The organism is Facivitalis istanbulensis (genome assembly GCF_040560405.1).
In the GTDB taxonomy this organism is placed as follows: Bacteria; Pseudomonadota; Alphaproteobacteria; order Sphingomonadales; family Sphingomonadaceae; genus Sphingomonas; species Sphingomonas istanbulensis.
The window spans coordinates 109,869-133,838 of sequence record NZ_JAVSCQ010000002.1 but is presented as its reverse complement, the minus strand read 5'-3'; the positions used below and the strand labels follow the sequence as shown (position 1 = coordinate 133,838).

The 23,970-nt window shown below is 66.3% G+C and carries 23 protein-coding genes; 6 read left to right on the top strand and 17 right to left on the bottom strand.

Annotated elements, in window-relative coordinates; genetic code table 11:
• Positions 1-10: 10 nt before the first annotated feature.
• Both RN629_RS02050 and RN629_RS02045 read right to left on the bottom strand, forming a co-directional pair.
• Positions 11-1,015, bottom strand: a complete 1,005-nt coding sequence (locus RN629_RS02050) for a zinc-dependent alcohol dehydrogenase family protein (RefSeq protein ID WP_407033602.1) — start codon at positions 1,013-1,015, stop codon at positions 11-13.
• 62 nt (positions 1,016-1,077) lie between these two features.
• Positions 1,078-2,262 carry a chymotrypsin family serine protease gene (locus RN629_RS02045; RefSeq protein ID WP_407033601.1) on the bottom strand — a complete coding sequence of 395 codons (1,185 nt, stop codon included), beginning with the start codon at positions 2,260-2,262 and terminating at the stop codon, positions 1,078-1,080.
• 123 nt (positions 2,263-2,385) lie between these two features.
• On the opposite strand from RN629_RS02045, the gene RN629_RS02040 reads away from it, so the two are divergent.
• Positions 2,386-2,622: a hypothetical protein gene (locus RN629_RS02040; protein ID WP_407033600.1), complete on the top strand. Its 237-nt coding sequence runs from the start codon at positions 2,386-2,388 to the stop codon at positions 2,620-2,622.
• 114 nt (positions 2,623-2,736) lie between these two features.
• Here RN629_RS02040 and RN629_RS02035 read toward each other — a convergent pair whose 3' ends face one another.
• From RN629_RS02035 to RN629_RS01995, 9 genes are all read right to left on the bottom strand, one after another.
• Complete coding sequence (locus tag RN629_RS02035; RefSeq protein WP_407033599.1) at positions 2,737-3,318, bottom strand: alpha/beta hydrolase; 582 nt, start codon at positions 3,316-3,318, stop codon at positions 2,737-2,739.
• A 74-nt stretch (positions 3,319-3,392) separates the two neighbouring features.
• A complete protein-coding gene (locus RN629_RS02030) occupies positions 3,393-3,803 on the bottom strand; it encodes a hypothetical protein (RefSeq protein ID WP_407033598.1) in 411 nt (136 codons plus the stop codon).
• Positions 3,804-3,996: 193 nt separating this feature from the next.
• A complete protein-coding gene (locus tag RN629_RS02025) occupies positions 3,997-4,605 on the bottom strand; it encodes a TetR/AcrR family transcriptional regulator (RefSeq protein WP_407033597.1) in 609 nt (202 codons plus the stop codon).
• A gap of 70 nt (positions 4,606-4,675) precedes the next feature.
• A complete protein-coding gene (locus tag RN629_RS02020) occupies positions 4,676-6,079 on the bottom strand; it encodes an amino acid permease (RefSeq protein ID WP_407033596.1) in 1,404 nt (467 codons plus the stop codon).
• A 35-nt stretch (positions 6,080-6,114) separates the two neighbouring features.
• On the bottom strand, positions 6,115-6,825 hold the full coding sequence (locus tag RN629_RS02015) for a GntR family transcriptional regulator (protein WP_407033595.1): 711 nt from the start codon (positions 6,823-6,825) through the stop codon (positions 6,115-6,117).
• Positions 6,825-7,739 carry a dihydrodipicolinate synthase family protein gene (locus tag RN629_RS02010; RefSeq protein ID WP_407033594.1) on the bottom strand — a complete coding sequence of 305 codons (915 nt, stop codon included), beginning with the start codon at positions 7,737-7,739 and terminating at the stop codon, positions 6,825-6,827. Before RN629_RS02010 ends, RN629_RS02015 begins: the two co-directional genes overlap by 1 nt.
• 74 nt (positions 7,740-7,813) lie before the next feature.
• Positions 7,814-9,601: a DUF885 domain-containing protein gene (locus tag RN629_RS02005; RefSeq protein ID WP_407033593.1), complete on the bottom strand. Its 1,788-nt coding sequence runs from the start codon at positions 9,599-9,601 to the stop codon at positions 7,814-7,816.
• A gap of 17 nt (positions 9,602-9,618) precedes the next feature.
• Positions 9,619-10,629: an Ldh family oxidoreductase gene (locus tag RN629_RS02000; RefSeq protein WP_407033592.1), complete on the bottom strand. Its 1,011-nt coding sequence runs from the start codon at positions 10,627-10,629 to the stop codon at positions 9,619-9,621.
• Positions 10,626-13,001 (bottom strand): beta-L-arabinofuranosidase domain-containing protein, encoded by a 2,376-nt coding sequence (locus tag RN629_RS01995; protein WP_407033591.1) that lies wholly within the window; start codon positions 12,999-13,001, stop codon positions 10,626-10,628. The genes RN629_RS02000 and RN629_RS01995 overlap by 4 nt, the downstream gene beginning before the upstream one ends.
• 228 nt (positions 13,002-13,229) lie before the next feature.
• On the opposite strand from RN629_RS01995, the gene RN629_RS01990 reads away from it, so the two are divergent.
• Positions 13,230-15,854: a DUF5695 domain-containing protein gene (locus RN629_RS01990; RefSeq protein ID WP_407033590.1), complete on the top strand. Its 2,625-nt coding sequence runs from the start codon at positions 13,230-13,232 to the stop codon at positions 15,852-15,854.
• Here the strand turns inward: RN629_RS01990 and RN629_RS01985 are convergent.
• Positions 15,800-16,276, bottom strand: a complete 477-nt coding sequence (locus RN629_RS01985; RefSeq protein WP_407033589.1) for a (deoxy)nucleoside triphosphate pyrophosphohydrolase — start codon at positions 16,274-16,276, stop codon at positions 15,800-15,802. The two genes, RN629_RS01990 and RN629_RS01985, sit on opposite strands and share 55 nt — an antisense overlap.
• Before the next feature lie 34 nt (positions 16,277-16,310).
• Here RN629_RS01985 and RN629_RS01980 point away from each other — a divergent pair, with 34 nt between their 5' ends.
• Both RN629_RS01980 and RN629_RS01975 read left to right on the top strand, forming a co-directional pair.
• Entirely contained in the window at positions 16,311-16,505 is a 195-nt protein-coding gene (locus RN629_RS01980) for a Flp family type IVb pilin (RefSeq protein ID WP_407033588.1), read from the top strand.
• A 128-nt stretch (positions 16,506-16,633) separates the two neighbouring features.
• Positions 16,634-16,822, top strand: coding sequence for a Flp family type IVb pilin (locus tag RN629_RS01975; protein WP_407033587.1), 189 nt, complete (start codon positions 16,634-16,636; stop codon positions 16,820-16,822).
• 66 nt (positions 16,823-16,888) lie between these two features.
• On the opposite strand, the gene RN629_RS01970 is transcribed toward RN629_RS01975, so the two are convergent.
• From RN629_RS01970 to RN629_RS01955, 4 genes are read right to left on the bottom strand one after another with little or no spacing between them, the layout of a single operon-like run.
• The gene (locus RN629_RS01970; RefSeq protein WP_407033586.1) at positions 16,889-17,839 is read right to left on the bottom strand and encodes an acetyl-CoA carboxylase carboxyltransferase subunit alpha; all 951 of its coding nucleotides are present in this window, start codon (positions 17,837-17,839) and stop codon (positions 16,889-16,891) included.
• A 13-nt stretch (positions 17,840-17,852) separates the two neighbouring features.
• Entirely contained in the window at positions 17,853-18,752 is a 900-nt protein-coding gene (locus tag RN629_RS01965) for a tyrosine-type recombinase/integrase (RefSeq protein ID WP_407033585.1), read from the bottom strand.
• The gene (locus RN629_RS01960) at positions 18,749-20,608 is read right to left on the bottom strand and encodes a hypothetical protein (RefSeq protein WP_407033584.1); all 1,860 of its coding nucleotides are present in this window, start codon (positions 20,606-20,608) and stop codon (positions 18,749-18,751) included. The genes RN629_RS01965 and RN629_RS01960 overlap by 4 nt, the downstream gene beginning before the upstream one ends.
• On the bottom strand, positions 20,592-20,726 hold the full coding sequence (locus RN629_RS01955; RefSeq protein ID WP_407033583.1) for a hypothetical protein: 135 nt from the start codon (positions 20,724-20,726) through the stop codon (positions 20,592-20,594). The genes RN629_RS01960 and RN629_RS01955 overlap by 17 nt, the downstream gene beginning before the upstream one ends.
• Positions 20,727-20,807: 81 nt before the next feature.
• Here RN629_RS01955 and RN629_RS01950 point away from each other — a divergent pair, with 81 nt between their 5' ends.
• Complete coding sequence (locus RN629_RS01950) at positions 20,808-21,350, top strand: shikimate kinase (protein WP_407033582.1); 543 nt, start codon at positions 20,808-20,810, stop codon at positions 21,348-21,350.
• Positions 21,347-22,447: a 3-dehydroquinate synthase gene (gene aroB, locus RN629_RS01945; RefSeq protein ID WP_407033581.1), complete on the top strand. Its 1,101-nt coding sequence runs from the start codon at positions 21,347-21,349 to the stop codon at positions 22,445-22,447. Before RN629_RS01950 ends, aroB begins: the two co-directional genes overlap by 4 nt.
• Here aroB and RN629_RS01940 read toward each other — a convergent pair.
• The gene (locus RN629_RS01940) at positions 22,384-23,859 is read right to left on the bottom strand and encodes a cryptochrome/photolyase family protein (RefSeq protein WP_407033580.1); all 1,476 of its coding nucleotides are present in this window, start codon (positions 23,857-23,859) and stop codon (positions 22,384-22,386) included. The two genes, aroB and RN629_RS01940, sit on opposite strands and share 64 nt — an antisense overlap.
• Between the last annotated feature and the right edge of the window lie 111 nt (positions 23,860-23,970).

Sequence of the window (23,970 nt, the reverse complement as noted above, 5' to 3'; positions counted from 1 at the left end):
AGTCTTCCTTTTACCACGCTACGGCAATCTTGCCGAAATGCTCGCCACTTTCCTGTCGGCGAAAGGCGTCCGCCAGTTCGTCCAGCGAATAACGGCGATCGATGACCGGTCGGCCGTCCGATCCATCGAGCGCCCGAACGAAATCCTGCTGCATCGCCCGACTGCCGACGATCACCCCCTGAAGCCGCGCCTGTTTGAGCATCAGCGCGGCAGTCGGCACCGCGCCGGCAAAGCCGGTCAGCACCCCGATCAGGCCGATATGCCCGCCGATGCGCACCGCGTCGATCGACTGCGCCAGCGTGGCCGGGCCGCCCACCTCCACCACATGGTCGACCCCGCCGCCGGCCCAGTCATGGACCACCTGTCCCCAATCGCGTGTCTCACGATAATTGATGGTGAAATCCGCGCCGAGTTCGCGCGCACGGCCCAGCTTTTCGTCGGACGACGAGGTGACGGCTACGCGCGCACCCATCATCCGGGCGATCTGGAGCGCCCAGATCGACACGCCGCCGGTCCCCAGGACCACAACATGATCCCCGGCCTTCAGCCCGCCTTCCACGACCAGACTCCGCCAGGCGGTCAGTCCCGCGGTCGTGATCGTCGCGGCTTCGGCGTGGTCATAGCCCAGGGGCGCATGCGTGAAGGCCGTGGCCGGCGCGACCACCATTTCGCACGCATAGCCATCGATGCCATCGCCCGGCACGCGCGAAAAATCACCGACGCGGGCCGGGCCATCCTGCCAGTCGGGGAAAAAGCAGGCGACAACCGCATCGCCGGTCGCGAATTCAGCAACGCCCTCTCCCACGGCGTCCACGATCCCGGCACCGTCGGCCATGGGAATGCGTCCGTCCCCGGTCGGCATCTTGCCGCTGACCACGCTATAGTCGTGATAGTTGAGCGACGTGGCGTGCAGTCGCACCCGGATCATTCCGGGCCCGGGCGCTCCGGGCTCCGCACGCTCGACCAGGCGAAGCCGGTCCAGCCCCCCGGGCGCGTCGAGAATCATCGCTTTCATCCGTCGGCCTTTTCAACTGGCGTGGCATGCGGGGCAACGCGGGGGCCGCAAAATGCGATCCCTTACCCGGTGGCCAACAACCACCCCGGCGGCAGGAAGTCGATAGACATATAGTAGTAGAAGGCACAACGCCCATCGGCCAGATAGCTGCCGCCCTTGACGATCCCGAAGGCCACATCGCCCAGAAAAACCGGCCCGCCGCTGTCGCCACTCCGACAGGTGGGGCCACGTACCGCGACCCAGGTCGGCGTGCACCCGCCGCCGCACAGATCGCCTGCGGGGGCGAAATCGGGAAGCCATATCTCCGCGCAGCTATAGCCGGTGCGCTCGCCGCGATGGCATACCCAGTCGCCCGCCCGCGTCGAGGCCCTTGCGCGCCCGCCCGTGACAAGACGCGCGATGGTCTTGTCCGTGTCGCTCCAGAAGATGGGGGCCAGCGGCTGTGCGCTGCCATGGACTTGCACATCCTGATAGCCCCAACCCCATTGCCCCAGAAAGGTCAGTGGCATCGCGGTGTCCGGGCCTTCGATCGCCGCCAGATCGTCCGGGCAATGCGCGGCGGTGACGACCCCGCTTTCGGCACCCCGCCGCACGACGAAGCCGCTGGTACAGGCATAGCGCCGCCCATCGGTCGGATCGACCCCGACCATCCGCATGCCGCCCCGCACATCGGCGAGATCGCCATCCGGCGCGTCCATCGTCGTCAACTGAACGGGGACGCCCGCCATCCGCGCAATGCGATCGCGCAACCGATCGGCGGGTTCGGCGGCGAGATCGGCCCGACTGACCATGACGACCAAGGCGCCGATCCGGGGATCGATGCCCATGCCAGGGGGCTGGCGCAGCGCCGCGCGAATGTCCGTCTGATGAAGCGCCAGCGCCATGATGAGTTGCTGGTGCGTGGCATAGGCGCCGGTGCGGAACCGGATCAACACCGGCGAACCGGCGATCATTACGCTGCGATCCGCGACCGGCGTCTCGCCTGTCAGATAAAGATCAATGTGGAAGGGCGCATGACCGATCGACAGCCCAGCGAGCCGGTCGCCGAATTCGACCCGCAACGCGTCCGTGACCGCGACCGACGCTTCCTGGACCTCCAATTCATGCAAGGCGCTGTCCGGCGACACGCCCGCATGCGTCGCATAGCTCGCGGCATCGATGGCGAGCGCGGCCCGCGGCTGAAGGACCGACGTCCCGGCCCGGGCCTGCGCGTTGGCCACCCCGGCCCATAGGGGCCAGCACGCCATCGCCGACAACAGCCATAAAGCCCAGCTATATCGCCCCAAAGAATAGTGCGGCTTATATCCCATCATTTTAATATGCATTCTTCCCGCCGAGCCGAACATCGTTTCGCGCGGGTGAACAAGGGGATGAACCGCATGTCGCTACGTTACGTCTTTCCATTGGTTCTGCTGGCATCGGGCACCCTGCTATCCGCCTGCTCGCCAACGGGTCCGCAGGCGAACGCCGTCGCCGAAAAAGACGGCCTCGGCAATGACGTCGTGCTGAACGATGAAGTCTCGGCCGACGCGGCGACCAATCAGGAGGACCTTTTCAACGGCCCGTCGATCGCCAATGATTCGGCGATTGGCAACGGGACGCGCTGATATCCGTTTCTCTCCGCGGCGGAGGGGCATTTTGCCCCTTCTCGCTCCTGCCTCGCCAATGGAAGCTCCCTGAGGCGCAGGACTGGCCCGGTGGTTCGCCACCGGGCCTTTTTTTCAGCAATCGGTGATGCCCAGGCTGCGCAGGACACGCATATCCTGTTCGACCACCCCGGCCGACAGGCGCTCGATCAACCGTTGCGCCTGCCGCCACATGCCTGCCGGGCCAGCTGGCGCGGTGGCCCCATCCAGCAGGCGAGCGCCACAGGTCCGCGCCAGCGCGAGCCCATTGGGGGCCTCGTCGACGACCAGCGATGGGAAGGGCAGCGCGGCATCGGGCGATGCGAAGAGTTGCCCGCTCATCCGATCGAGCGTGTCGATCGGCGGCGGCTGAAAAAACATGGCACCCGCGACCTTTGACACATAATGCACCGGGCTCAGCCGTGCCCACCAGATGCTGGCCAGACAAGCCGTTCCTTCCGCGACCAGCAACACTGCGCGGTCGGCGTGCGCCACCGCATGGTCGAGCCGCGCCGCCCATGCATCGCGCGTCTCCCGCGTCCGGGCATCGAAGGGCAATTGCACATCGCCCTGACGCGGCCACGCAAACCGCTTTTCCCAAGGCAGGCTGCGTTCCCTCCCAGCAAGTGGCAGGGTGATGATCGAGAAGGGCTCGTTGAGGCGCAGTGTGGTCAGCATGGTCTGCTCCGTCGGACTCGCCCCAAGCTACGCTACCGGCATAGAAGGGCAAGAGGAACCGGCGCAGCCCCGGATCATTCCACCGCCAAGGGCTGTCCGGCGCGCCGCGTATCCGCGCGCGCGGTCGCGATGCTGTCGACCATCAGTTCATACTGGTCCGGCGAATAGCCTGCGGCCAGGAACGCGCGTACCTCATACGACGGTACGCTATAGCCGTGATGCCAACTCAGAACCGCCATTCGCCGTAACGCCTCCAGGGACGGATCGGCCAGCCGTGGATTGCGCGTCTCGCCAAAGATCGTGCTGATCGCGCGAACCAGACGGCTCGGTGCACCGCGCAGGCTGGACAAACGGTCACGCCGGGACAGCGCCACGACCTGCCATTCAAGCGGCGAGAGCCGAGCCTCGGGGCCCGTCTTGTGTGCGGTGGCAGCATGAACCGCCAGTCGGGCCGCGCCGACTTCCTGAAAATCGAGATAGGCCATGACACACCCCTTTTCCCATGGCGCAACATGCCGAACCCGCACGCGAATGCGGATCGCGATCGACGGATTCGATCCGCCCGTGGCAGTGTCTCGCCTTGCCGAACTGAAGGAACATGCGGCTCCGCCGCCTTCCATACCAAGCGGTATATTAATCGATTACAGGACGGTCAAGCACTTTTATACCGACCAGTATCTATCGTGATGGCCAGAGCGCCAGTCCGGTTTCGACCAGCGATTCGAGTTCCTCGCGGCTGGCACCCGCCCCGGCCTGCACCGCCATGCCCTGGATGATCGCATAGAGACAACGCGCCAAGCCCTGCGGATCGACATCGGCCGGCAAATCCCCCTCGTCCTTCGCCCGCTCGAAACGGGCAAGCAGCGCCGCCTGCGCTCCGGCATTGCGGACGACGACCTCGGCTTTGATCGACTCGGCTTCGCTGCCGCACGCCACCGAGTGGATAACGCCAAGGCAGCCACGCGGCTCGAACTGACACGTCATCGCCTCGAACGCACCGCGCAGCAGGCAGCGCGCGACACCGCGCGCGCTGGGCTGGTTCAGGGCCTCTCCGATATAGGCGAGCTTTTCCGCCTCATAAAGGTCGAGCGCCTTGTGAAACAGCGCCTCCTTGTTGCCAAAGGCCGCATAGAGGCTGGGCTTGGTGATGCCCATCGCCGCGGTCAGGTCCGCCATCGACGCGCCTTCATAGCCCTTGCTCCAGAAGACCCGGAGCGCAGCCGCCAGCGCCTGTTCGGTGCAGAATTCACGAGGGCGGCCCTTGCAGGCGGGCAGTGCGTCTTTCATAACATTCGGTATATAATTACCGACGGTGATTTGTAAGCCCCCGTCGCCGCCCCGAGCACAGGCCGGTCGATCATCCGCGCTTGAGCATGCTGCGGCGGCGACCATAAAGGGCGTAGAACGCCAGCCCCGCCGCGTTCCACAGTACGAACCGCGCGATCGTCGTGCTCGGCAGGCTGAACAGCAGGTAGATGCAGCCGATGATCGCCAGCGATCCCACCAGATAGGGCTGAGGGCAGCGGAACAGCCGCTTGGCATCCGGCGCGCGACGCCGCAGCGTCATCAGGCAGGCCCCCACCGCGATGAAAGCGAGCAGCGTACCCGCATTGGCCAGTTCCGCAATCTCGTCCAGGCGGAAGATACCCGCGACGATCGCGATCGAAATACCCGTAACCAGCGTGATCCGCGTCGGCGCGCCGCTGCGCTTGCTGACCACCGCCAGCGACTGGGGCAGCAACCCGTCGCGGGCCATGGTGAAGAAGATGCGGCTCTGGCCATACATCATCACCAGAATGACCGACGGGAGCGCGATCACCGCCGCCAGGGCGATCAGATGTGCTGCGGTCGGCTGGCCGAGCGAGCGCAGGACCAGCGCCAGCGGTTCGGGCGAGTTGGCCAGCTGCAGGAAGGGCATGGCCCCCACCGCCGTCACCGCGACCGCCATGTAGATCAGGGTGCAGACCAGCATCGAACCGACGATACCGATGGTCAGGTCCCGACCCGGATTCTTCGCTTCCTCGGCCGACGTCGCCACCGCGTCGAAGCCGTAAAAGGCGAAGAAGACGATCGCCGCTGCCGCCATCACGCCGCGCTTGGCCCCGTCGACTTCGGTCGCGGCAAAGCCGTATGGCATGAAGGGGTGAAGATTGGCATTGTTGAACGCGGGCAGCGCGAAGGCGATGAACACGCCGAGCGCGACCAGCTTGATGATGACGAGGATGATGTTGAGCGTCGCGCTCTCACGCGTCCCCGCGATCAGCATCCCCATCACCGCCAGCGCCACGACCACGGCGGGCAGGTTCACGATGCCGCCGCCATGCGGCCCCGACAACAAGGCCGCCGGCAAATGGACCCCCGCCGCCTGGATCCAGCCCACCAGATAGCCCGACCAGCCGACGGCGACGGTCGAACAGGCCAGCGAATATTCGAGGATCAGGCTCCACCCGACGACCCAGGCCAGTGTTTCGCCCAGCGCGGTGTAGCTGAAGGTATAGGCACTGCCCGCCGTCGGGATCATCGTCGCCAACTCGGCATAGGCCAGGGCCGCACAGGCGCAGACTGCGCCCGCGATCGCAAAGGCCAGGATTACCGCAGGCCCGGCCCGCTCCGCCCCGACCCCGGTCAGGGTGTAGATGCCCGTGCCGACGATCGCGCCGACACCCAGCGCGATCAGATGGGGCCAGCTGAGCGTCTTGGCGAGCGCCTGGCCCTCACCATGCTGGGTCGCGCCGCCCAATGGTTTCAATGGTCCGAACATATGGTGCGATCCCCGCCCTAACAGTTTTCATCATTTTATGGGGCAGCCTGTAATCCGCCCTTCAGATCGTCCAGCGTGGACTGAATATGTGCACCAAGCAATGCCTTAAGCCGATCGGCATCGCGCGCCAGAAAGGCCTCGATCTGCTCGCGATGTTCGAGATGCGCGCGGGCGTCGCGGCCCGCGGGTTGCAGATGCGCCACGACATAGCGTTCAGCCAGCACTGCGAGTTGACGGATGATCTGGATGGTCAGCGGCTGCCGGACCGGGCGGACCATGGCCATGTGGAACTGGCGATTGCACAGGGCGACGCGTGGAAGGTCGCCGGTCGCCGCGCGGTCCAGCGCCTCGAAGGTCGTGCGGACGCGCGCCTGCTCCTCGCCGTCCGCGATTAGCGCGGCGCGCGCAGCGGCGGCGGGCTCAAGGCGCAACCGCAGGCCATAGATTTCCTCCGCCTGCCCCACCGTCATCGCACCGACCGTATAGCCGCGATTGGCGACCCCGTGGAGCAACCCCTCCTGCTCCAACCGCGCCAGCGCCTCCCGCAAGGGGATCTTGCTGACCCCAAGTTCGGCCGCCAACGCGTCCTGGCGGATCGGTCCATCACCGCCCAATGTCCCCGCGACGATGCGTTCGCGGACGATGCCGCAGATTCGGTCGGCCAGGGTCTGGACGACGATGACGCCCCCGCCCTTCGCCCGCCCTTCGACGGGCGGGGCGGTTTCGGGCGGGGACGATGTCGCCATCAGGCAGCCTTGCTGACGCCCAGCGTCGGCCGGGTCGCCGCCGCCTTTTCGACCATCGCGATCACCTCGGCGCGACGTTCGCCCTCCAGCACGTAGCGCGGCGGCAGGACACGCTCCGAACCACGGCCCATCACCTGCTCGGCCAGCTTGATCGACTGGACCAGATCATGCTCGGCATCGAGATGGAGCAGCGGCATGAACCAGCGATAGATTTCCATCGCCTTGGCATGATCGCCGCGTTCGAACGCGGCGACCAGCTCGACCGACTCCTTGGGGAAAGCATTGGTCAGGCCGGAAACCCAGCCCTGCGCACCGAGATACAACCCTTCGAGCGCCACATCGTCCAGACCGGCGAAGAGCGTATAGCGATCGCCGAAGATGTTGCGGAAATCGGTGAAGCGGCGGGTGTCGGGCGCCGACTCCTTGACCGCGACGATCGTCTTCACATCGACCAACGCTTCCAGCACGACCCGGTCGATCACCGTCCGATAGGCGGGCGGGTTGTTGTAGAGCATGATCGGCAGGCCCGTCTTCTCGGCCACGCCCTTGAAATGGTTCACCAGCTCATGCGCCTTGGGAACATAAACCATCGGCGGCAGCAGCATGAGGCCATCCGCCCCGGCTTTTTCGGCGGCCTGCGCATAACGGACCGCGCGGCGGGTGTCATATTCCGACACGCCGGTGATAACGGGGACGCGGCCCGCGACCGCCTCGACGATCGCGGTCAAGACCTCGACCTTTTCGTCATAGTCGAGCGAGTTGTTCTCGCCGACCGTTCCTAGCGCAATGACGCCGGTAACGCCGTCGTTCACCAGATCGTCGACCACCCGCTGCGTATCGGCGAGATCGATCGACAGATCCTCCCGCACCTGGGTCGTTACTGCGGGAAATACGCCACGCCAGCCGATGGTCACTATCTGTCTTCCTGCTGTTTGATTGTAGATACTGTATACGTTTTTAAATGCTGCCGTGCAACAGGTAATCGCGCTCACTCTTCCTCGGGATAGGGGCCTTTCCCTCCCTCGGCGATGAAGCGATCGGTCCGCGCCTCGATCACCGGCAGCGGGACATAGCCGAGTTGCAGCATCGCATCGTGCCAGGCGCGGATGTTGAACTTCGGCCCCAACGCCGTTTCAGCCTTGGCGCGGGCACGCTGGAACGCAAGCTGGCCCATATAATAGGACAGCGCCTGTCCGGGCCATGCGATGTAGCGATCCACCTCTGTCTCGATCTCATGATCCGACAGGGCGGTGTTATCATGCAGATAGGCCTGCGCCTTTTCACGGCTCCAGCCCATGGCATGGATGCCGGTATCGACGACCAGCCGCGCCGCCCGCCATGCCTGATAGGACAACATGCCGAACCGCTCATAGGGCGTCTTGTACAGGCCCATATCCTCACCCAGCGCTTCGCAATAAAGCGCCCAGCCCTCGCCATAGGCCGACAGATAGCTGTCGCGCCGGAATGCGGGCAGCGCCTTGTTCTCCGCCGCCAGTGGCATCTGGAAGGCATGACCCGGCGCGCTTTCATGCAGCGTCAGCGCGGGCAGCGCGTAGAGCGCGCGCGACGGCAGGTTATAGGTGTTGACCAGATAGATGCCGGTGCCGCCCCGCCCGGCGGTGTAAAAGGGCGCGAGGTCCGCCGGCACCGGCTTGATCGCGAAGCGGCTGCGCGGCAGGCGGCCGAACCAGTCGGAGGCCACCCCGTCGAAGCTCTTGGCGAACCAGGCCGCCCAATCGAGCAGTTCCTGCGGCGTCTTCGCATAGAATTGCGGATCGGTGCGCAGGAAGGTCAGGAAGGCGGCGAAATCGCCCTGAAACTTCACCTCTTTCATCACGGCGTCCATGCGGCCGCGGATGCGCTGCATCTCCGACAGGCCAATGGCATGGACCTGCTCGGGCGTCATGTCGGCGGTCACATATTCGCGGATCTTGGAACGGTAGTAAGCCTTGCCATCGGGTAGGTCATAGGCCGCCGTGCTGATCTGCGCCTTGGGCATATAATCGTTGCGCAGGAAATTCAGCAGCTTGCGATGCGCAGGTATCACGCCATCGCGGATCGCGGCCATCGCTTCGGCCCGCAAGGCCGCCACCGTCGCCGGGGCCATGTTGGCCGGCATCGTCCTGAACGGCGCGTAGAAAGGCTGGTCCTCGCCCGTCCCGGCATCGACCACCTGCGCCACCCCGATATCGCGGCCCTTCAGCGTGACGCGCGGCGGCGTGAACCCGCGCGCGAGCCCAGCCTGCATATTGCCGATCTGCTGATCGAAATAGCGCGGCAGGGCCCGAAGCATCGCGATATAGTCGCGATACTGGCTCTCGCGGGTGAAGCTGCCCCGCGCCCACCCCGCCAGATTGCCCCAGAAGCTGGTATCCGCGTTGAGCGGCTTTTCATAGTCGCGGAAGCGCTGCGCGGCGAGGAGCGCGTCGATCTGCCCCCGATAGACCATATAGTCGATGCGGACATCGGGCGACAATCCTTGCGGATCGATGGTGGCAAGTGCCTTGGCGGTCGCCTCCCACCGCGCGAGCCGTGCGGCCTGCGCCGCCGGACCGACATCGGGCAATTGGCGCGAGCCCGCACTGCCGCTGTCCTCATCGGCGGCATTCTGATCGATCCGCCAGCGATATTCCGCCTCCGACAGCGCCCGGAACCGGGCGTCCGCGCCTTGCGCGGGCTTGGCGGTGGTGCGGGACGGAGCCCGGGCGTCCAGAGCAGCGACCGGCGCCCATAACAGCGTCGCCCCCGCCAGCAGCTTCGCGATCCGATGCGACATGCCCATTCCCCCTATGTTCAACCGTTCAAAGCCATGACATCACGATATAGATCGGGTGCGATCTCCACCCCTTGCGACAGCGATCGCACACGCGCGGCATAGCGGCGGGCGGATGGCAAGCGGGCACCCTGCCCCGTGATCGCGTCGAACATCGTCTCCGCCCGCGCCTGATGCCCGGGCAACAGGTCACCCAGAAAGCCCGCCGGATCGATCGCGACGATGAGTTCACCGCCCAGCGGCGACCCGCCACGCCCGTCATCCCAGGCAATCGATTCCCGACTGGTCATGTCCCCGATCAGCGGTCCGGCCAGCAGTTCGACCATCGTCGCCAGCGCCGAGCCCTTATGCCCGCCAAAGGTCCGCATCGCCCCGGCCAGCACCGCCGCCGGATCGGTCGTCGCCTGCCCCTGCGCATCCACACCCCAGTCGTCTGGGATCGGCTTGCCCGCGCGGCGGTGCAGTTCGATCTCACCCCGCGCCACCATCGAGGTCGCGAAGTCGAAGACGAAGGGCGGTCCGTCAGGGCGCGGCCAGCCAAAGGCGATGGGATTGGTCCCGAACACCGGTTCCGCCCCGCCCGCTGGCGCGACCCAGGCATGGCTGGGCGTGAAGGCCAGTGCCACCAGCCCCGCCTCGGCCAGTTCCTCGACCTCGGGCCACAGCGCGGCGAAGTGAACGACGTTGTTCAGCGCCAGCGCGGCGATGCCGTTCGCCTTCGCTTTTTCAATCAGCGCGGGCTTGCCGGTCTGAAAGGCGAGCTGGGCAAAGCCGCCCCCGCCATCGACCCGGACCAGCGCGCGCGCGGGATGGGCGAGTTCGGGACGCGCATCGGGCACGACCACGCCCCTGGCCAGGCTGGAGACGGCGACGAGCAATCGATAGATGCCATGCGACGCGCATCCGTCGCGCTCCCCCGCCACCATCGTTTCGGCGACGGCTTCCGCATGATCGCGGGCGAGCCCGGCACCGATCAGCTTGGCGCGCGCCAATATCCGCAGTTCGTCGAGTGTCATCCGAATGCCGGTCATGCCGTCGGTTCCTTCTTCGCGACGAAGAGCCGCATGCCGAACACCGGCCCCGCCGAGCTGCGATCATGCGGAACGACGCGGATGCGGACGCGCTTCTTGCCCTTGGTCAGCGCGTCGGCCAGCGGATACTCGACGTCGAAGAACTGGCCAGGCCTATTATTTTCAAGATGTTGGGTCGCGATCTTAACATTGTCGACCAATATGTCGAAATCGCGCTTGCGCTCATCCCCCCAATAGGTCGCCTGCAGGATCAGCGGTCCGGGGCGCACGGCCATGCCGAACTCGAAATAGCCGCCCGACCGCGCATCCCGCCCCTGCCGGCCGCGATAGGACACCGGGTAGGAAATCTCGGACGTAAGCCCATGATCCCGCTCGGGTTGCATCTCCCCCAGATGCATGACATCGACCGAGCGTGCCGCGATATCGCGGACCCGCGCCTGCTCCGCCAGGAACGCGGCTTCCTCCGCTTTCCAGCCCGCCTCGGTGAAGCGCTTGAAATACACCGCGCTGCGCCGGTCATATTGGCTGAAGAACGGCACGAAGCTCAGGTCGGCAGGTCGGAATATCCCCCGTGCCGCATAGCGCGCGGTTGAGGTATCCTGCTCGACAAAGGCCTTGAGGGGTTCGGCACCGACCATCGCGGGATCGGGTGCGTTCCACGGTGTCTCGGACGGCCCCAGATCGGCGGCCATCACCATCGGCCCCCGCACCACCGCGACGGTCGCATCGTCACCCGGCGTCGCCTCCAGGCGAAGGTCGAGCGGCAGGGTGATCGCAACCACATCCCCCTGCACCCAGCGCCGGCTCACAACGGCATAGCCCCGTTCGAGGACCGGCGTGACCGGCCTGTCGTTGACCGTTACGATCGCACGACCGCTCGCCCAACCCGGCACACGCAAGGCCACGGGAAAATGCCCGCCTTTGCCCAGATCGGTAAAGGTCAGGCGGCTGGTCCCATGCATCGGATATGTCGTGTCGAGGGTCAGCGTCGCGTCTCTGCGCTCCCATCGCGCCTCGGACGGGATGTAGAGATTGACCAGAAGCGCGTCCCCGCCTTGCCAGAAGATGGACTCGCCATGCTTGGCATGGCTTTCCATCCCCGAACCGACGCAACACCAGAAGGCATCGTCCTTGGGGCTCGAGTATTCGCGCGCCGTGCCGGTCATCAGCGGCGTCATATAGGTGAAGCCGCCATGCCCCGGATGTTGCGCGGCCATGACATGGTTCAGATGCGTCCGCTCGTAAAAGTCGAACAAGGCGCCGTCCGGCTGCCAGCCATAGAGATGCCGGGTCAGCTTGAGCATGTTATAGCTGTTGCAATGCTCGCACGTCTGTTCGGTGATGTGGCGGGCGATCGTGTCGGGCCCGGAAAAATATTCGCGATCGGCATTGCCGCCGATCACATAGCTGTGATGCCCCGTCACCGTGTCCCAGAAGAAGCGGGCGCCGCGCGCGGGTGCCTGTCGCCCGGTGATCTCATACAGCCGCGCCAGACCGATCAGCTTGGGCACCTGTGTATTGGCATGAAGATTGGCCAATTGGTCCTGTTGCGCGACCAGCGGATCGAGGATCTTGCGATCGTAGATCCGCTCGGCCAGCGCCAGCCATTGCGGGTCGCCGGTGCGCTGGTGCAGTTCGGCGAAGCTCTCATTCAGGCCGCCATATTCGCAGCCCAGCACCTCCTGCACGCGCGCATCGTCCAGCGCCGCGAAGACGCGCGCGAAATATCGGCCCAGCCCGACCGCGACAGCCAGCGCCTGCGCATTGCCCCATCCCGCGTGGATGTCGAGCAGACCGGCAAACAGCTTGTGAACGGTGTAGAGCGGCGACCAGGAGCCATTGAGGTCAAAGCCGCCCGATTTGATCCGGCCCGCCATGATCTCGGGAAAAATCTCCTCGCCATCGACGATCGTGCCATCCGGCCGCTTGCGTCCCAGCGCGCCGACATAGCCGGTGCCGCGCTTGGCCTGCGCCTCGGCCAGTTCGGTGACGATATAGTCGGCGCGCCGTCGCATCTCGGCATCGCCGGTCTGCTGCCAGGTCAGCACCAGCGCCGACATATAATGGCCCAGCGTATGGCCCGCGATCGTGTCGCTTTCCCAGCCGCCATAGATCGGCGCACGCGGCGCGAGCCCCGCATAGAGCCGGAAATTGTGCAGCAGCCGGTCGGGATCGAGCCGATGGAGATAACGCCGGTTGGTCTCGACCGCCGTCGCGTAGAGGGAGGGGCGCAGCCGCACCGCCGCCAGGGGAAAGGGTTCGGCCTTGGCGGGCACCATCGATCCCGTCGCCGCCATTACGCGCGGCGTGACCCCCATCAAGGCGATTCCGGCCGCGCCACGCATCCATTCGCGCCTGTTCGCTCGCAGCATCTTGTCCTCCCGATAATATAGTATACCGTATAGTGCGTTGAGAATGGGGTCAATGGCGGGGGAGCGACCAGGCCATGATCCGGTATCGGAAGGGTCTTCACCATGCGCCGCACGTTGGTTTCGCTCCTGCCCCTGACCCTGGGCGCTGGTCTTTTGGCGCTCGGCTCGCAGGCGATCGGGGAACCGGCACGGGGGCGCCCCTCGCCAAGGGCGAAAGGCCTGGCACAAATGGCGCTGCGCGTCGGTGCCTTCCGACTGATCCTCGATCCGGCCAGCCAGACCGCACGCGGATTGGCACCCTTGTCGACACCCGGATTTGATTTCCTGCCGGTCGGCCGAACCAAGGTACGGACGGGGCATGACTTCAACCAACTCGGCGATATCCATATTCGGCTGCGCCAGGGCGGTGAGGCATGGCGCGATTTCTCCTCGGCGCATCGCCGTGGCATCATCCGCGCCCTGCCCGCGCGAGGGGCGGCGCTGGCCGCCGCCGATATCACCGGCACGATGGGCGACGGCCTGCCGCTGCGCATCATCCGCGAATGGGTGAACGAGCGGAATTCACCCGCCCTTCGCTTCACCCTGACCAACAGCAGCGATCGTCCCGTCGAAATCGGCGGCCTCGGCATACCGATGGTGTTCGACAACATCATCACCGGCCGCACACTGGAACAGGCCCATGCCGAGGCCAGCTTCGCCGATCCCTATATCGGCCGCGATGCGGGCTATGTGCAGGTTACCCGTCTCAACGGCCAGGGTCCCGCGCTGCTGGTGCTCCCGGACAAGGCCACACCGCTCGAAGCCTATGTCCCCATTCCGACGCAACGCGAGACCGACGGCAAGACGGTGATCGTCGAGGCCAGCCCCCGCGCCCAAACGTCGGAAGGCTTTTACGACTGGACGGTGGCCAGCGCCGCTTATGCCGCGACGGACTGGCGCAAGGCGGGCGCGCCGTGGAACACCCCTACCAGCTTTTGGCTGGCACCAGGCGAAAGCCGCCGGATCGGTCTGCGCTTCGTGGCCGCGCCCGCGATCCGCGCGATCGAACCCACGCTCATCGCGCAGGACCGGCCGGTCGCGATCGGCGTTCCCGGCTATGTCGTGCCGACCGACCTCGATGCCGCGCTGTTCGTCCACGCGCCCGCCGCCATCGCGCGGATCGAGAGCTTTCCCGAAGGCGCGCTGTCCGTCGAACGGAGCGACGGCGGCAAATCCGGCTGGGCCAGGCTGACGGTCCGGGGGCGCCAATGGGGCCGCGCCCGCCTGACCCTCACCTATGCCGACGGGCAGGTGCAGACGGTCCATTATCATGTCACCAAGCCGCTGGATCAGGTCTCCGCCGATCTCGGCCGCTTCTCGACCACCCGGCAATGGTTCGATCGCGCAGGCGACCCGTTCGGCCGATCGCCCGGCATCCTGACCTATGATCGCGAGGCGGACCGGATCGTCACCGCCGATCCCCGCGTCTGGATTTCCGGCATGAGCGATGAGGGCGGCGCGGGCAGTTGGGTCGCGGCGGTGATGAAGCAGCTCGACCATCCCGATGCCGCCGAACTCGCCCGGATCGAGACGATGGTCGACCGGACGATCGTCGGCCGGCTTCAGGTCGCCAGTGGCCCCCATGCCGGGGGCGTCCGCAAGAGCCTGTTCTATTATGATCCCGTCACATTTCCCGATCTCTACAGGCCCTCAAGCGACTGGCGGAGCTGGACGTCCTGGAAAAAGGATCAGGCCGCGGATCTGGGCCGCGCCTATAATTACCCGCATGTCGCCGTGGCCCATTGGGTGCTGTATCGCATCGCGCGCAATCATCCGGGCATGACCAGGGTCCATGACTGGCGCTGGTATCTCGACCATGCCCGCCAGACGATCGTCGCGATGATGCGCGACGCGCCGCATTACGCGCAATTCGGGTTGATGGAGGGCGATGTCTTCATCGACATATTGACCGACCTGAGGCGCGAAGGATGGACCGCGCAGGCTGACGAGGTCGAGCGGCTGATGAAAGCGCGCGCCGACCACTGGCGCACCCTGCGCTATCCCTTTGGCAGCGAGATGGCGTGGGACTCGACGGGCCAGGCGGAGGTCTATGCCTGGATGCGGTATTTCGGATACGCCCCCCAAGCGGAGGTCACGCGCGAGGTGATCCTGGGCTATGATCCCACTATTCCGCACTGGGGCTATAACGGCAATGCCCGTCGTTACTGGGATTTCCTCTATGGCGGCAAATATCCGCGACTGGAGCGGCAAATCCATCATTACGGGTCGACGCTGAACGCGATCCCGCTGTTCGACTCCTTCCGTCGCGATCCGCGCGACACCTATCTGCTGCGCATCGCCTATGGCGGGCTGATGGGCGGGATCACCAATATCGATCAACGGGGCGCGTCGTCCGCCGCCTTTCACAGTTGGCCCGACAGGATGCAATGGGATCCCTATAGCGGGGATTATGGCATGGGCTATTTCGGCCACGCCTATGCCGCCGCCACCTATCTGGTGAACGACCCCGTGCTCGGCTGGCTGGCCTATGGCGGCAACTTGCAGCAGAGCGGCGCGGCCATCCTCGTCGAACCGCGCGACGGCGCGCGCAGCCGCCTGTTCATCGCCCCTGCCGGGGTATGGCTGACGCTGGAAGCGGGCAAGATCGCCGCCGCAACCTATGATCCCGCGCGTGGAATCATTCGCGTGACGCTCGATCCCGCCACACCGGCCACGGCCGTGGCCCGGTTGTTCGTGGAAACGACGATTGCGGGAGGACAACGCTATCGCCCCGACCATGGGACACTGGAACGTGGCGGCTATACGGTTCCGCTGGCGGATTCGGCGTCGGAGATCACGCTGTCGCCCAGATAGGCGCGGAGCTGGCGCACCAGCGGCGGGTCGGCTGGCGGCATGGGCAAGTCGCCCATCGCCTCCGGGCGACGCCAGACCAGCCCGTCTGCCTCCAGCGCGACCGGAGTCCCCCGCCAGCCACGGACGACATAGAGCATCAGAAGCAGATGACGGCCCGGCAACGGCTCGGTCGAAAAGCCTGCTGGCTCCAGCATATCGGGCGCGACCGCGATCCCCAGTTCCTCGCGCAATTCGCGGACCAGCGCGGTTTCGGGCGTCTCGCCGGGCTCCACCTTGCCGCCGGGGAACTCCCATAACCCGGCATGAGCCTTGCCCGATGGACGCCGCTGCAACAGGATCTTCCCGTCCGCGTCCACCAATGCCGCGGCGACGACAGGGAAAAGCGTCGCGGTCTCGCCCGAGCCGGCGACTATATTGTTCATTTTATTAACCTTTGCCGCTTAACTCATCCGATCGATGACGCCGCTTCGCCTCATTGCCGATTTTGGCCGACGCCTGGTTCGCGACAAGCGCGGCGCGTCTGCGGTCGAATACGGCATCCTCGTCTGCTTCGTCATGCTGGCCATCTTCGCCGCGCTGGCGCAGGTCAATACAAGTCTCGGCCATGTCTTCGGCGAGTTGGCGCGGCAGCTCGATGCCGGCACGCGATAGGCGCGAATTCTCGCCAGCCGCGACGGCTATCTTAAATCTTCGTCAATCTGTCCGGCGTACACGGCGGTAGCTGATCCGGGCACCCGGCTCAGTCGGGTGATTGATACGCACAAACAACGGAGACCGGAATGAAGACGATCCGCAAGATGATCAAGGACAACAAGGGCGCGACCGCGATCGAATATGGCCTGATCGCCGCTCTGGTTGCCGTCGCCGCGATCGTGGGCATGGGCAGCCTGGGCAAGAGCCTGAACTCGGCATTTTCCAATATCTCGAGCACGCTCGACGGCCAGGTCGCCAAGACCAAACCACAATAATATTGGTACGCGGCAAGACGGATGGCGCTAGCTCGCCGTCCGTCTTCCGTCTGACCTCCGCAGCGATCAGAGACGCCCCATGGCCAAGAACTTGGCCGCGCGTCCGCGCTTGAGTTCGTCCCGGCTCAGACCCGTCAACTCGTCCAGCGCCCTTTCCACCGCATCGCCCAGATTGGCGATCGCGCCCGGATAATCGCGATGTGCACCGCCGACCGGCTCGGCCACGATGGTGTCGATCACGCCGAAATTCTTGAGATCCTGCGCCGTGACCCGCATGGCCTCTGCCGCGTCCGCCGCCTTGTCCGATGTGCGCCACAGGATCGAGGCACAGCCTTCGGGGCTGATCACCGAATAGATGGCATGTTCGAACATCAGGACGCGATTGCCCGCCGCCAGCGCGACCGCGCCGCCCGAACCACCTTCGCCCACGATCGCCGCAACGACCGGCACGCCCGCCGCCAGACACGCCTCGGTCGAGCGGGCAATCGCCTCGGCCTGGCCACGTTCTTCGGCCTGGATGCCGGGGAAGGCGCCGGAGGTGTCGACCAGCGTCACGATCGGCAGGCCGAAGCGATCGGCCAGTTCGACCAGGCGGATCGCCTTGCGATAGCCCTCGGGCTTGCCCATGCCGAAATTGTGGCGAAGCCGGCTGGCCGTGTCCTCACCCTTTTCATGGCCCAGCACCATGACGCGCTGGCCACGGAATCGGGCGAAGCCCCCCATGATCGCCTGGTCATCGCCAAAGGCCCGATCGCCCGCCAACGGCACGAACTCGTCGAACAGCCCGGCGACATAATGTTTGAAATGCGGCCGCTGCGGATGGCGCGCGACCTGCGTCTTCTGCCACGGGGTCAGCTTGGCGAAGGTATCGCGCAGCAGCTTGTCCGATTTGACCTGAAGTTTGGCAATCTCCGCGCCGATATCGACGCCGCCATCGGCGGTCGTCTCGCGCAGTTCATCGATCCGGCTCTGCAGCTCGGCGATGGGTTTCTCGAAATCGAGGAAGCTCGTTGACATAATGGCCTAGCGCCTAGGGCTGCTCGCCGCGAAAATCAACGAGCGGGTGACGCGCATTGACCAGTTCGACCAGGCGCGCGGCCTCGACATGGGTGTAAATCTCCGTCGTCGCGATATCGGCATGGCCCAGCATCGCCTGCACCGCGCGCAGGTCCGCGCCACCGGCCAGCAAATGGGTGGCGAAGGCATGGCGCAGGACGTGCGGGCTGATCCGGTCCGGCGGCACCCCCGCCTCGGCGGCCAGTTGCTTGACCAGTTGATACAGCCGGATCCGCGAAAGATGCTTCTTGCCGCCAGGAAACAGCCAGAGCGACTCCCCCGGCACATGCTGGCGCCACAGGGCGACGGCCGAGCGCGCGCGGTCGGAGATCGGCACCATCCGCTCGGTGCCGCCCTTCCCCTTCAGGATCAGGAAGGGCCGATCGGTGTGAACCGCGCGACGGGGCAGCGCCACCAGTTCGCTCGCGCGCAAGCCCGAGCCATAGAGAAGCTCGATCAGCGCGGCGAGGCGTAGGTCCGCCGGCCGGGGATGCGGCACCGCCACCCGCTCGCCGATCGTCGCGAAAAGCCGATCGATATCCTGATGGCTCAAGATCTTGGGCAAGGCGCGGCGCAGGCCGGGGCGCGGCAGGACGCTCGCCGGATCGTCGGCCCGGTGCCCTTCCTCGTGCAGAAACGCATAGAAGCGCCGCAGTGCCGCCGCCTTGCGCGCGACGGTGGCGGTGGAGAGGCGACTCCAGCCGTCCGCAAGCCCGCGCAAGGCGGCATCATCCGCCGCCACCAGCCCGCCGACCGCGTCGCCCGCCAAGCGCAGGTCGGAGCGATAGGCGGCGATGGTATTGGCCGCCGCACCGGCCTCGGCCGCCATCATTTCCAGAAAGCGGTCGATCAGCGCGGCGTCGGAACGGCTCACGCGCGGGCGATCGCTTCCGCCGCGATCATCCGCGCCTCTGTATCGAGGCCCACCGAGCGCAGGGCATCGAGCATCCGGTAAAGTGCCTGGGGCGGAACGCCGCCCCAGTTCGACGTCTGCATCCCCGTCGCGCACAACAGCACGACCATGCCGGTCTGCCCATCGGCCACCGCTTCGTCCAGTGCGTCGGTCCAGGCATTGCGCTGGCCGATGCGCACGTCGAGCGCCTCGGCCCCCTTTTCGATATCCGCGCGCGACAGCCGGCCCAGCCCGGCCAGCCCGGCAAAGAACAGCCGCTGCTTCAACCGCTGATCGCCCGAGCCCGCATAGCCGGAGACGAGGTCATAGGAGACCTCTCCCTGTCGATCGGGATCCGCCAGTTGCAGCATCGCCCAGCCATCGCTGCCCTGCTTGACCACCCCGAGCCAGCGCGCCGCGCTGCGATCCAGTCCGGCCGACAGCATCGACGCGATCAGGCGATCCGTGTCCCCCTCATCGGCCACCGGCAAGCGCGCGGCCGCGCGGGCGGTGAGGATCAGGCGACCATAGGGCGTCCGCGCGCCATCGCCCCACAGCGACCGCATGGCGCTCAGCCGCGCGGCCCCATCGCTGGCGGCATAGGCGTTGCGCAGGTCATTGACGACGGCCTGCTGCGCACGCGTGGCATCGTCATTCTCGGCAAGGCTGGCATAGAAATCGACCAGCGCCGCATTGGACAACACGCCCATCGCCGCTGCCTCATCGATCACCGACGCCCGCTCGGGCATCGCGACCGACGGGGATGTCGCCAGCCAGCCGCGCACCTGCGGCCCGACATAGGACAGATACTCCGCCGGGATGCTCACGCCGGTCGCGGTGGCCAGGCCGAAACGCCACACCGTCAGCCGATCCGCACCGCCCCAGTCGATCGACACCGCGCGTCGCCCGTTGGCGCCCGATCCCATGACCTTCTGCGCAAGCTTCAGGTCGATATCCTCGGCGATATGCTGGCGCTGGACCTGCTTGATGATCGCGCTGCCCTTGTTCGCATCGCCGGTCAGCGCGGCACACATGGCCTGCGCCACGCGATAGCCGCCCAGCCCCGTGATCGCCGCACCACGATCGGCCAGCGGACACAGCCCCGCCGGGTCGCTGGATGCCAGCAAGGCGTTGATGCCCACCTGATAGAGTTTGGGGGTATAGCTGCTCGCATCGACCGACTGGACAACGGCGCGCGCCATCTGCGCCTCGCCCATGCGGACCAGCAACCAGGCGCGCTCCGCCGCGAAATCGGCGCCGTTCACGCCGCGCGGCGTCACCATCTGCGCCACCAATGTCCGGCGCAGCAGGATCGACATCCAGCGCGACGGCAGCGGCGCGGACAGACGCCGCATCAAGGCTTCGGCCACCCGCCCATCGGCGCGGGCAAAGACATCGGCGGGCAGCGCCCCTTCGCGCTCGCCCGCCGGACCGACCAGCGCGAGCGAACGCCGCGCAAAGGCCGGAAGATCATAATCCGCCAGCGAACGCACCTCTGCGACCGGAGTCGGCGACGGCACGACACTGGGCGGGGCGATGGTGGGCAGCGGCTGCACCACCGCGCCAGGCGGATCGACGACCGGCGCCAAGCCGGAGGGCGCCACACCGGAGGGCGACGGCGCCGGAGCGGCCGAGGGCACGGCACGCGGCGTCGGCGTCGATGCGGGCCTGGGGGCCGTGCGCGGAGTCGCGGGCGCGGACGGCTGCCCGAAACCCGGCGGCAGAAGCGATTCGGGGCGATCCTGCGCGGCGGCCAGCGCCGCCGCCCCCGCCATCAGCAGGGCGACGGCGCGGGGCAGATGGCGGAAAGCGCGCTTGCGCTTATTGCAGATTGCCAAGCGAGACCGCCTTCTCGACCTGGGTCGTCGGCCGCTCGGTCGCGCGTCCGGAGAGGAGGAACAGGCCCCCGACGATGACGACGAGCAGGATGATAAGCGAAACGGCCATACGGGACATGAAACGCAAAACCTTATAATGGACCCGTGAAAGCGCGGCCGGTGTTGCCGGGCGCGCGCCTGCTGTATAGCGCAGACGGCAATGTTGCAAAGCCACAACCCTGTTGATGCAAGCTGGACTGGTTCGCCGATCGTCCTTGTCGGTCTGATGGGCGTGGGCAAGTCGACCGTGGGTCGCCGACTGGCGAATCGGTTGGGGGTGCCCTTCGTCGATGCCGATCATGCGATCGAGGAAGCCGCCGGCCTGACCGTGACCGAAATCTTCGAAGAGTTCGGCGAACCCTATTTCCGCGATGGCGAGCGCCGGGTGATCGCCCGGCTGGTCGATGGCCGGCCCAAGGTGATCGCGACCGGCGGTGGCGCGTTCATCAATGACGAGACTCGCGCGCTGATCCTGGAACAGGCGACCGCCGTCTGGCTGAACGCCACGCCCGAAGTGCTGGCCGAACGCGTGAAGCGGCGCGACACCCGCCCGTTGCTGCGCAATCGCGATCCGCTGACCGTGCTGCGCGATCTCGCCGAAAAGCGAAACCCGATCTACGCGCTTGCGCCCATCCACGTCTCCAGCAAGCGCGGCCCCCACGAAGCCACCGTCAACGCCATCTTGAAAGCCATCGGACGATGAAGACCGTCACCGTGTCGCTCGGCGACCGCAGCTATCCCATCCATATCGAGGCGGGTCTGCTGCCCCGCGCCGCGGAGTTTCTCGCGCCGCTGGCACGCGGGCGACCGATGGCGATCGTGACCGACGAGAATGTGCGCCCGCATCTGGCGACGTTGCAGGCGTCGCTGGCCGCCGCCGGCGTGATGACGGACGCGATCATCCTGCCGCCGGGTGAGAAGACCAAGAGCTGGGCCATGCTGGAGCGGGTCTGCGACCGACTGCTCGAACTGGGTATCGAGCGTTCGGACCATGTCATCGCGCTCGGCGGCGGGGTGATCGGCGATCTGGTCGGGTTCGCCTGTTCGATCGTCAAGCGCGGTTGCCGTTTCGTACAGATTCCGACGACCCTGTTGTCGCAGGTCGATTCGTCGGTCGGCGGCAAGACCGCGATCAACACGGCCGCGGGCAAGAATCTGATCGGTGCCTTCCATCAGCCCGCAATGGTGCTGATCGACCCCGATGTGCTGGACAGCCTGCCCGCCCGGCAAGTGCGGGCCGGTTACGCCGAAGTCGTCAAATATGGCCTGATCGACGATTTCGCCTTTTTCGAATGGTGCGAGGCGAACGGCCCCGCCCTGCTCGCGGGCAATGCCGATGCGCGGATCCACGCCATCGCGCATTCGGTCGCCGCCAAGGCACGCATTGTCGCGGCCGACGAGCATGAAACCAGCGGTATCCGCGCGCTGCTCAATCTCGGCCATACGTTCGGCCATGCGCTGGAGGCGGAAGCGGGCTTTTCCGACCGGCTGCTGCATGGCGAAGGCGTGGCGGCGGGGTGTGCGCTGGCGTTCCGCTACTCGGTGCGGCGCGGCCTTTGCCCCGGTCAGGATGCCGACCGGGTCGCGGCGCATTTCCGTACGATCGGCCTGCCCGACGGCCCGGCCGCCGCCGGGATCGATGCGCCCTCCGCGACACTGGTCGGGCATATGATGCACGACAAGAAGATGGCGGCGGGCACCCTGCCCTTCCTGCTCGCGCACGGGATCGGCCGCACCTATCTCGACAAGACGGTCGATCTCGCCGACGTCGGGGTCTTCCTGGATGCCGAGCCCCGTTGACGGCCACGGGGCGTCCGCACCTGCCATTGCCCTGTGGACGCCCCTTCTCCCCGGATCGTCTTTCCAGCCGCCAGAGCGCGCTCGCGCCCCTCGCGATGGCCGATGATCTTGGCCGGATAGTCGCGCGGCCGCCGCCCCGCTTCCTCGGGATCGTGGATCGCCGCGTCGGGCAGATGACTCAGTTCGCCGACCCACTGGCGAATATAGTCGCCCGCATCGAACTTCTCCGACTGGCTCAACGGCGCCATGATCCGGCCGAACATGTTGGCATCGATCCCGGTTCCCGCGACCCATTGCCAGTTGACGGCATTGTTGCCGTAATCGGCGTCGAGCAGACAGTCCCAGAACCAGCGCTCCCCCTCGCGCCAGTCGATCAGCAGATGCTTGACGAGAAACGAGGCGGCGATCATCCGCACGCGATTGTGCATCCAGCCCGTCGCCCATAATTGCCGCATTCCGGCATCCACGATGGGATAGCCGGTCCGCCCCGCCTTCCATGCCTTCAAATCGGCCTGCGCCTCGCGCCCGCCGCGCCATGGCATCCGGTCGAACGCGGCCCGCCCATTGCAATCGGCATAGTCGGGCAACGCCATCACCACGCCGTCGGTAAAATCCCGCCATGCCAGTTCCTTGCGATACGTCTCGGTATCGCCATGCCGGTCGAGCGAATGCCAGACCGCGCGCACCGAGACCTCGCCGAAATGCAGATGCGGGGACAGACGCGAAGTTCCCTCTTCGGACGGCAGGTTGCGAGCACTGTCATAGGCGCTCGCCCTGAGCCGGAAATTCGCCACCCGCTCGCGGGCCGCCGCCTCGCCGGGAGTCCAGTCGGCATCGAAACCCGTCGACCAGTCCGGCCGGGTCGGCAGCAAGTCCCAGTCGGCCAGCGCCTCGCTCCGGGGCCAATCGGCGGGCGCGTCGAGCGCCTCGGGCGGATCGAGCGGATGCCCCGGCGGCATATGCGATTGCAGCCCCTTCCAGAACGCCGAATAGATCCGGAACGGCTTGCCACTGCCCGTAGTCACCCATTCGGGCCGGGCCAGATGATTGCCATCCTCCAGATCGAGGACATCGGCCAGTTCCTCCTCCGCCGCACGCCACCAGGGTTCGTAATGCCGGACCGCGTGGATCGCCTCTGCGCCGGTTTCCGCCATCACCGCGCGCAGCGTCTTCACTACCGGCCCACGGCGCAGGATCAGCCGACTGCCCAGCGCCGCGAGGTCCTTCGCGAGCGAGGCAAGGCTGTGGTGCAACCACCAGCGCTGGGCGGCCCCCATCCGCCAGTCGCCGGGCGTTTCGTCGTCGAGGATATAGATCGGGATAACGGTGCCGGCCTGCGCGGCGGCCAACAAGGCCGGTTGATCGTGAAGGCGAAGATCCTGGCGGAACCAGACAATATGCGGAGACGTCATCCGCGCGCTACGCTTTGACGGCATCCACGGTTCCCCACCCCGATCCTTTCGCGCGGCACCGTGACCACCGGCCACCACCGCACAGGCGCGCGACAAACCGACCGGCGTTCG

Coding starts and splice junctions, on each gene's coding strand:
- RN629_RS02050 (WP_407033602.1), bottom strand. CDS start 1,015: ATGAAAGCGATGATTCTCGACGCGCCCGGGGGGCTGGACCGGCTTCGC.
- RN629_RS02045 (WP_407033601.1), bottom strand. CDS start 2,262: ATGGCGTGCTGGCCCCTATGGGCCGGGGTGGCCAACGCGCAGGCCCGG.
- RN629_RS02040 (WP_407033600.1), top strand. CDS start 2,386: ATGAACCGCATGTCGCTACGTTACGTCTTTCCATTGGTTCTGCTGGCA.
- RN629_RS02035 (WP_407033599.1), bottom strand. CDS start 3,318: ATGCTGACCACACTGCGCCTCAACGAGCCCTTCTCGATCATCACCCTG.
- RN629_RS02030 (WP_407033598.1), bottom strand. CDS start 3,803: ATGGCCTATCTCGATTTTCAGGAAGTCGGCGCGGCCCGACTGGCGGTT.
- RN629_RS02025 (WP_407033597.1), bottom strand. CDS start 4,605: ATGAAAGACGCACTGCCCGCCTGCAAGGGCCGCCCTCGTGAATTCTGC.
- RN629_RS02020 (WP_407033596.1), bottom strand. CDS start 6,079: ATGTTCGGACCATTGAAACCATTGGGCGGCGCGACCCAGCATGGTGAG.
- RN629_RS02015 (WP_407033595.1), bottom strand. CDS start 6,825: ATGGCGACATCGTCCCCGCCCGAAACCGCCCCGCCCGTCGAAGGGCGG.
- RN629_RS02005 (WP_407033593.1), bottom strand. CDS start 9,601: ATGTCGCATCGGATCGCGAAGCTGCTGGCGGGGGCGACGCTGTTATGG.
- RN629_RS02000 (WP_407033592.1), bottom strand. CDS start 10,629: ATGACCGGCATTCGGATGACACTCGACGAACTGCGGATATTGGCGCGC.
- RN629_RS01995 (WP_407033591.1), bottom strand. CDS start 13,001: ATGCTGCGAGCGAACAGGCGCGAATGGATGCGTGGCGCGGCCGGAATC.
- RN629_RS01990 (WP_407033590.1), top strand. CDS start 13,230: ATGGCGCTGCGCGTCGGTGCCTTCCGACTGATCCTCGATCCGGCCAGC.
- RN629_RS01985 (WP_407033589.1), bottom strand. CDS start 16,276: ATGAACAATATAGTCGCCGGCTCGGGCGAGACCGCGACGCTTTTCCCT.
- RN629_RS01980 (WP_407033588.1), top strand. CDS start 16,311: ATGACGCCGCTTCGCCTCATTGCCGATTTTGGCCGACGCCTGGTTCGC.
- RN629_RS01975 (WP_407033587.1), top strand. CDS start 16,634: ATGAAGACGATCCGCAAGATGATCAAGGACAACAAGGGCGCGACCGCG.
- RN629_RS01970 (WP_407033586.1), bottom strand. CDS start 17,839: ATGTCAACGAGCTTCCTCGATTTCGAGAAACCCATCGCCGAGCTGCAG.
- RN629_RS01955 (WP_407033583.1), bottom strand. CDS start 20,726: ATGTCCCGTATGGCCGTTTCGCTTATCATCCTGCTCGTCGTCATCGTC.
- RN629_RS01950 (WP_407033582.1), top strand. CDS start 20,808: ATGTTGCAAAGCCACAACCCTGTTGATGCAAGCTGGACTGGTTCGCCG.
- aroB (WP_407033581.1), top strand. CDS start 21,347: ATGAAGACCGTCACCGTGTCGCTCGGCGACCGCAGCTATCCCATCCAT.
- RN629_RS01940 (WP_407033580.1), bottom strand. CDS start 23,859: ATGACGTCTCCGCATATTGTCTGGTTCCGCCAGGATCTTCGCCTTCAC.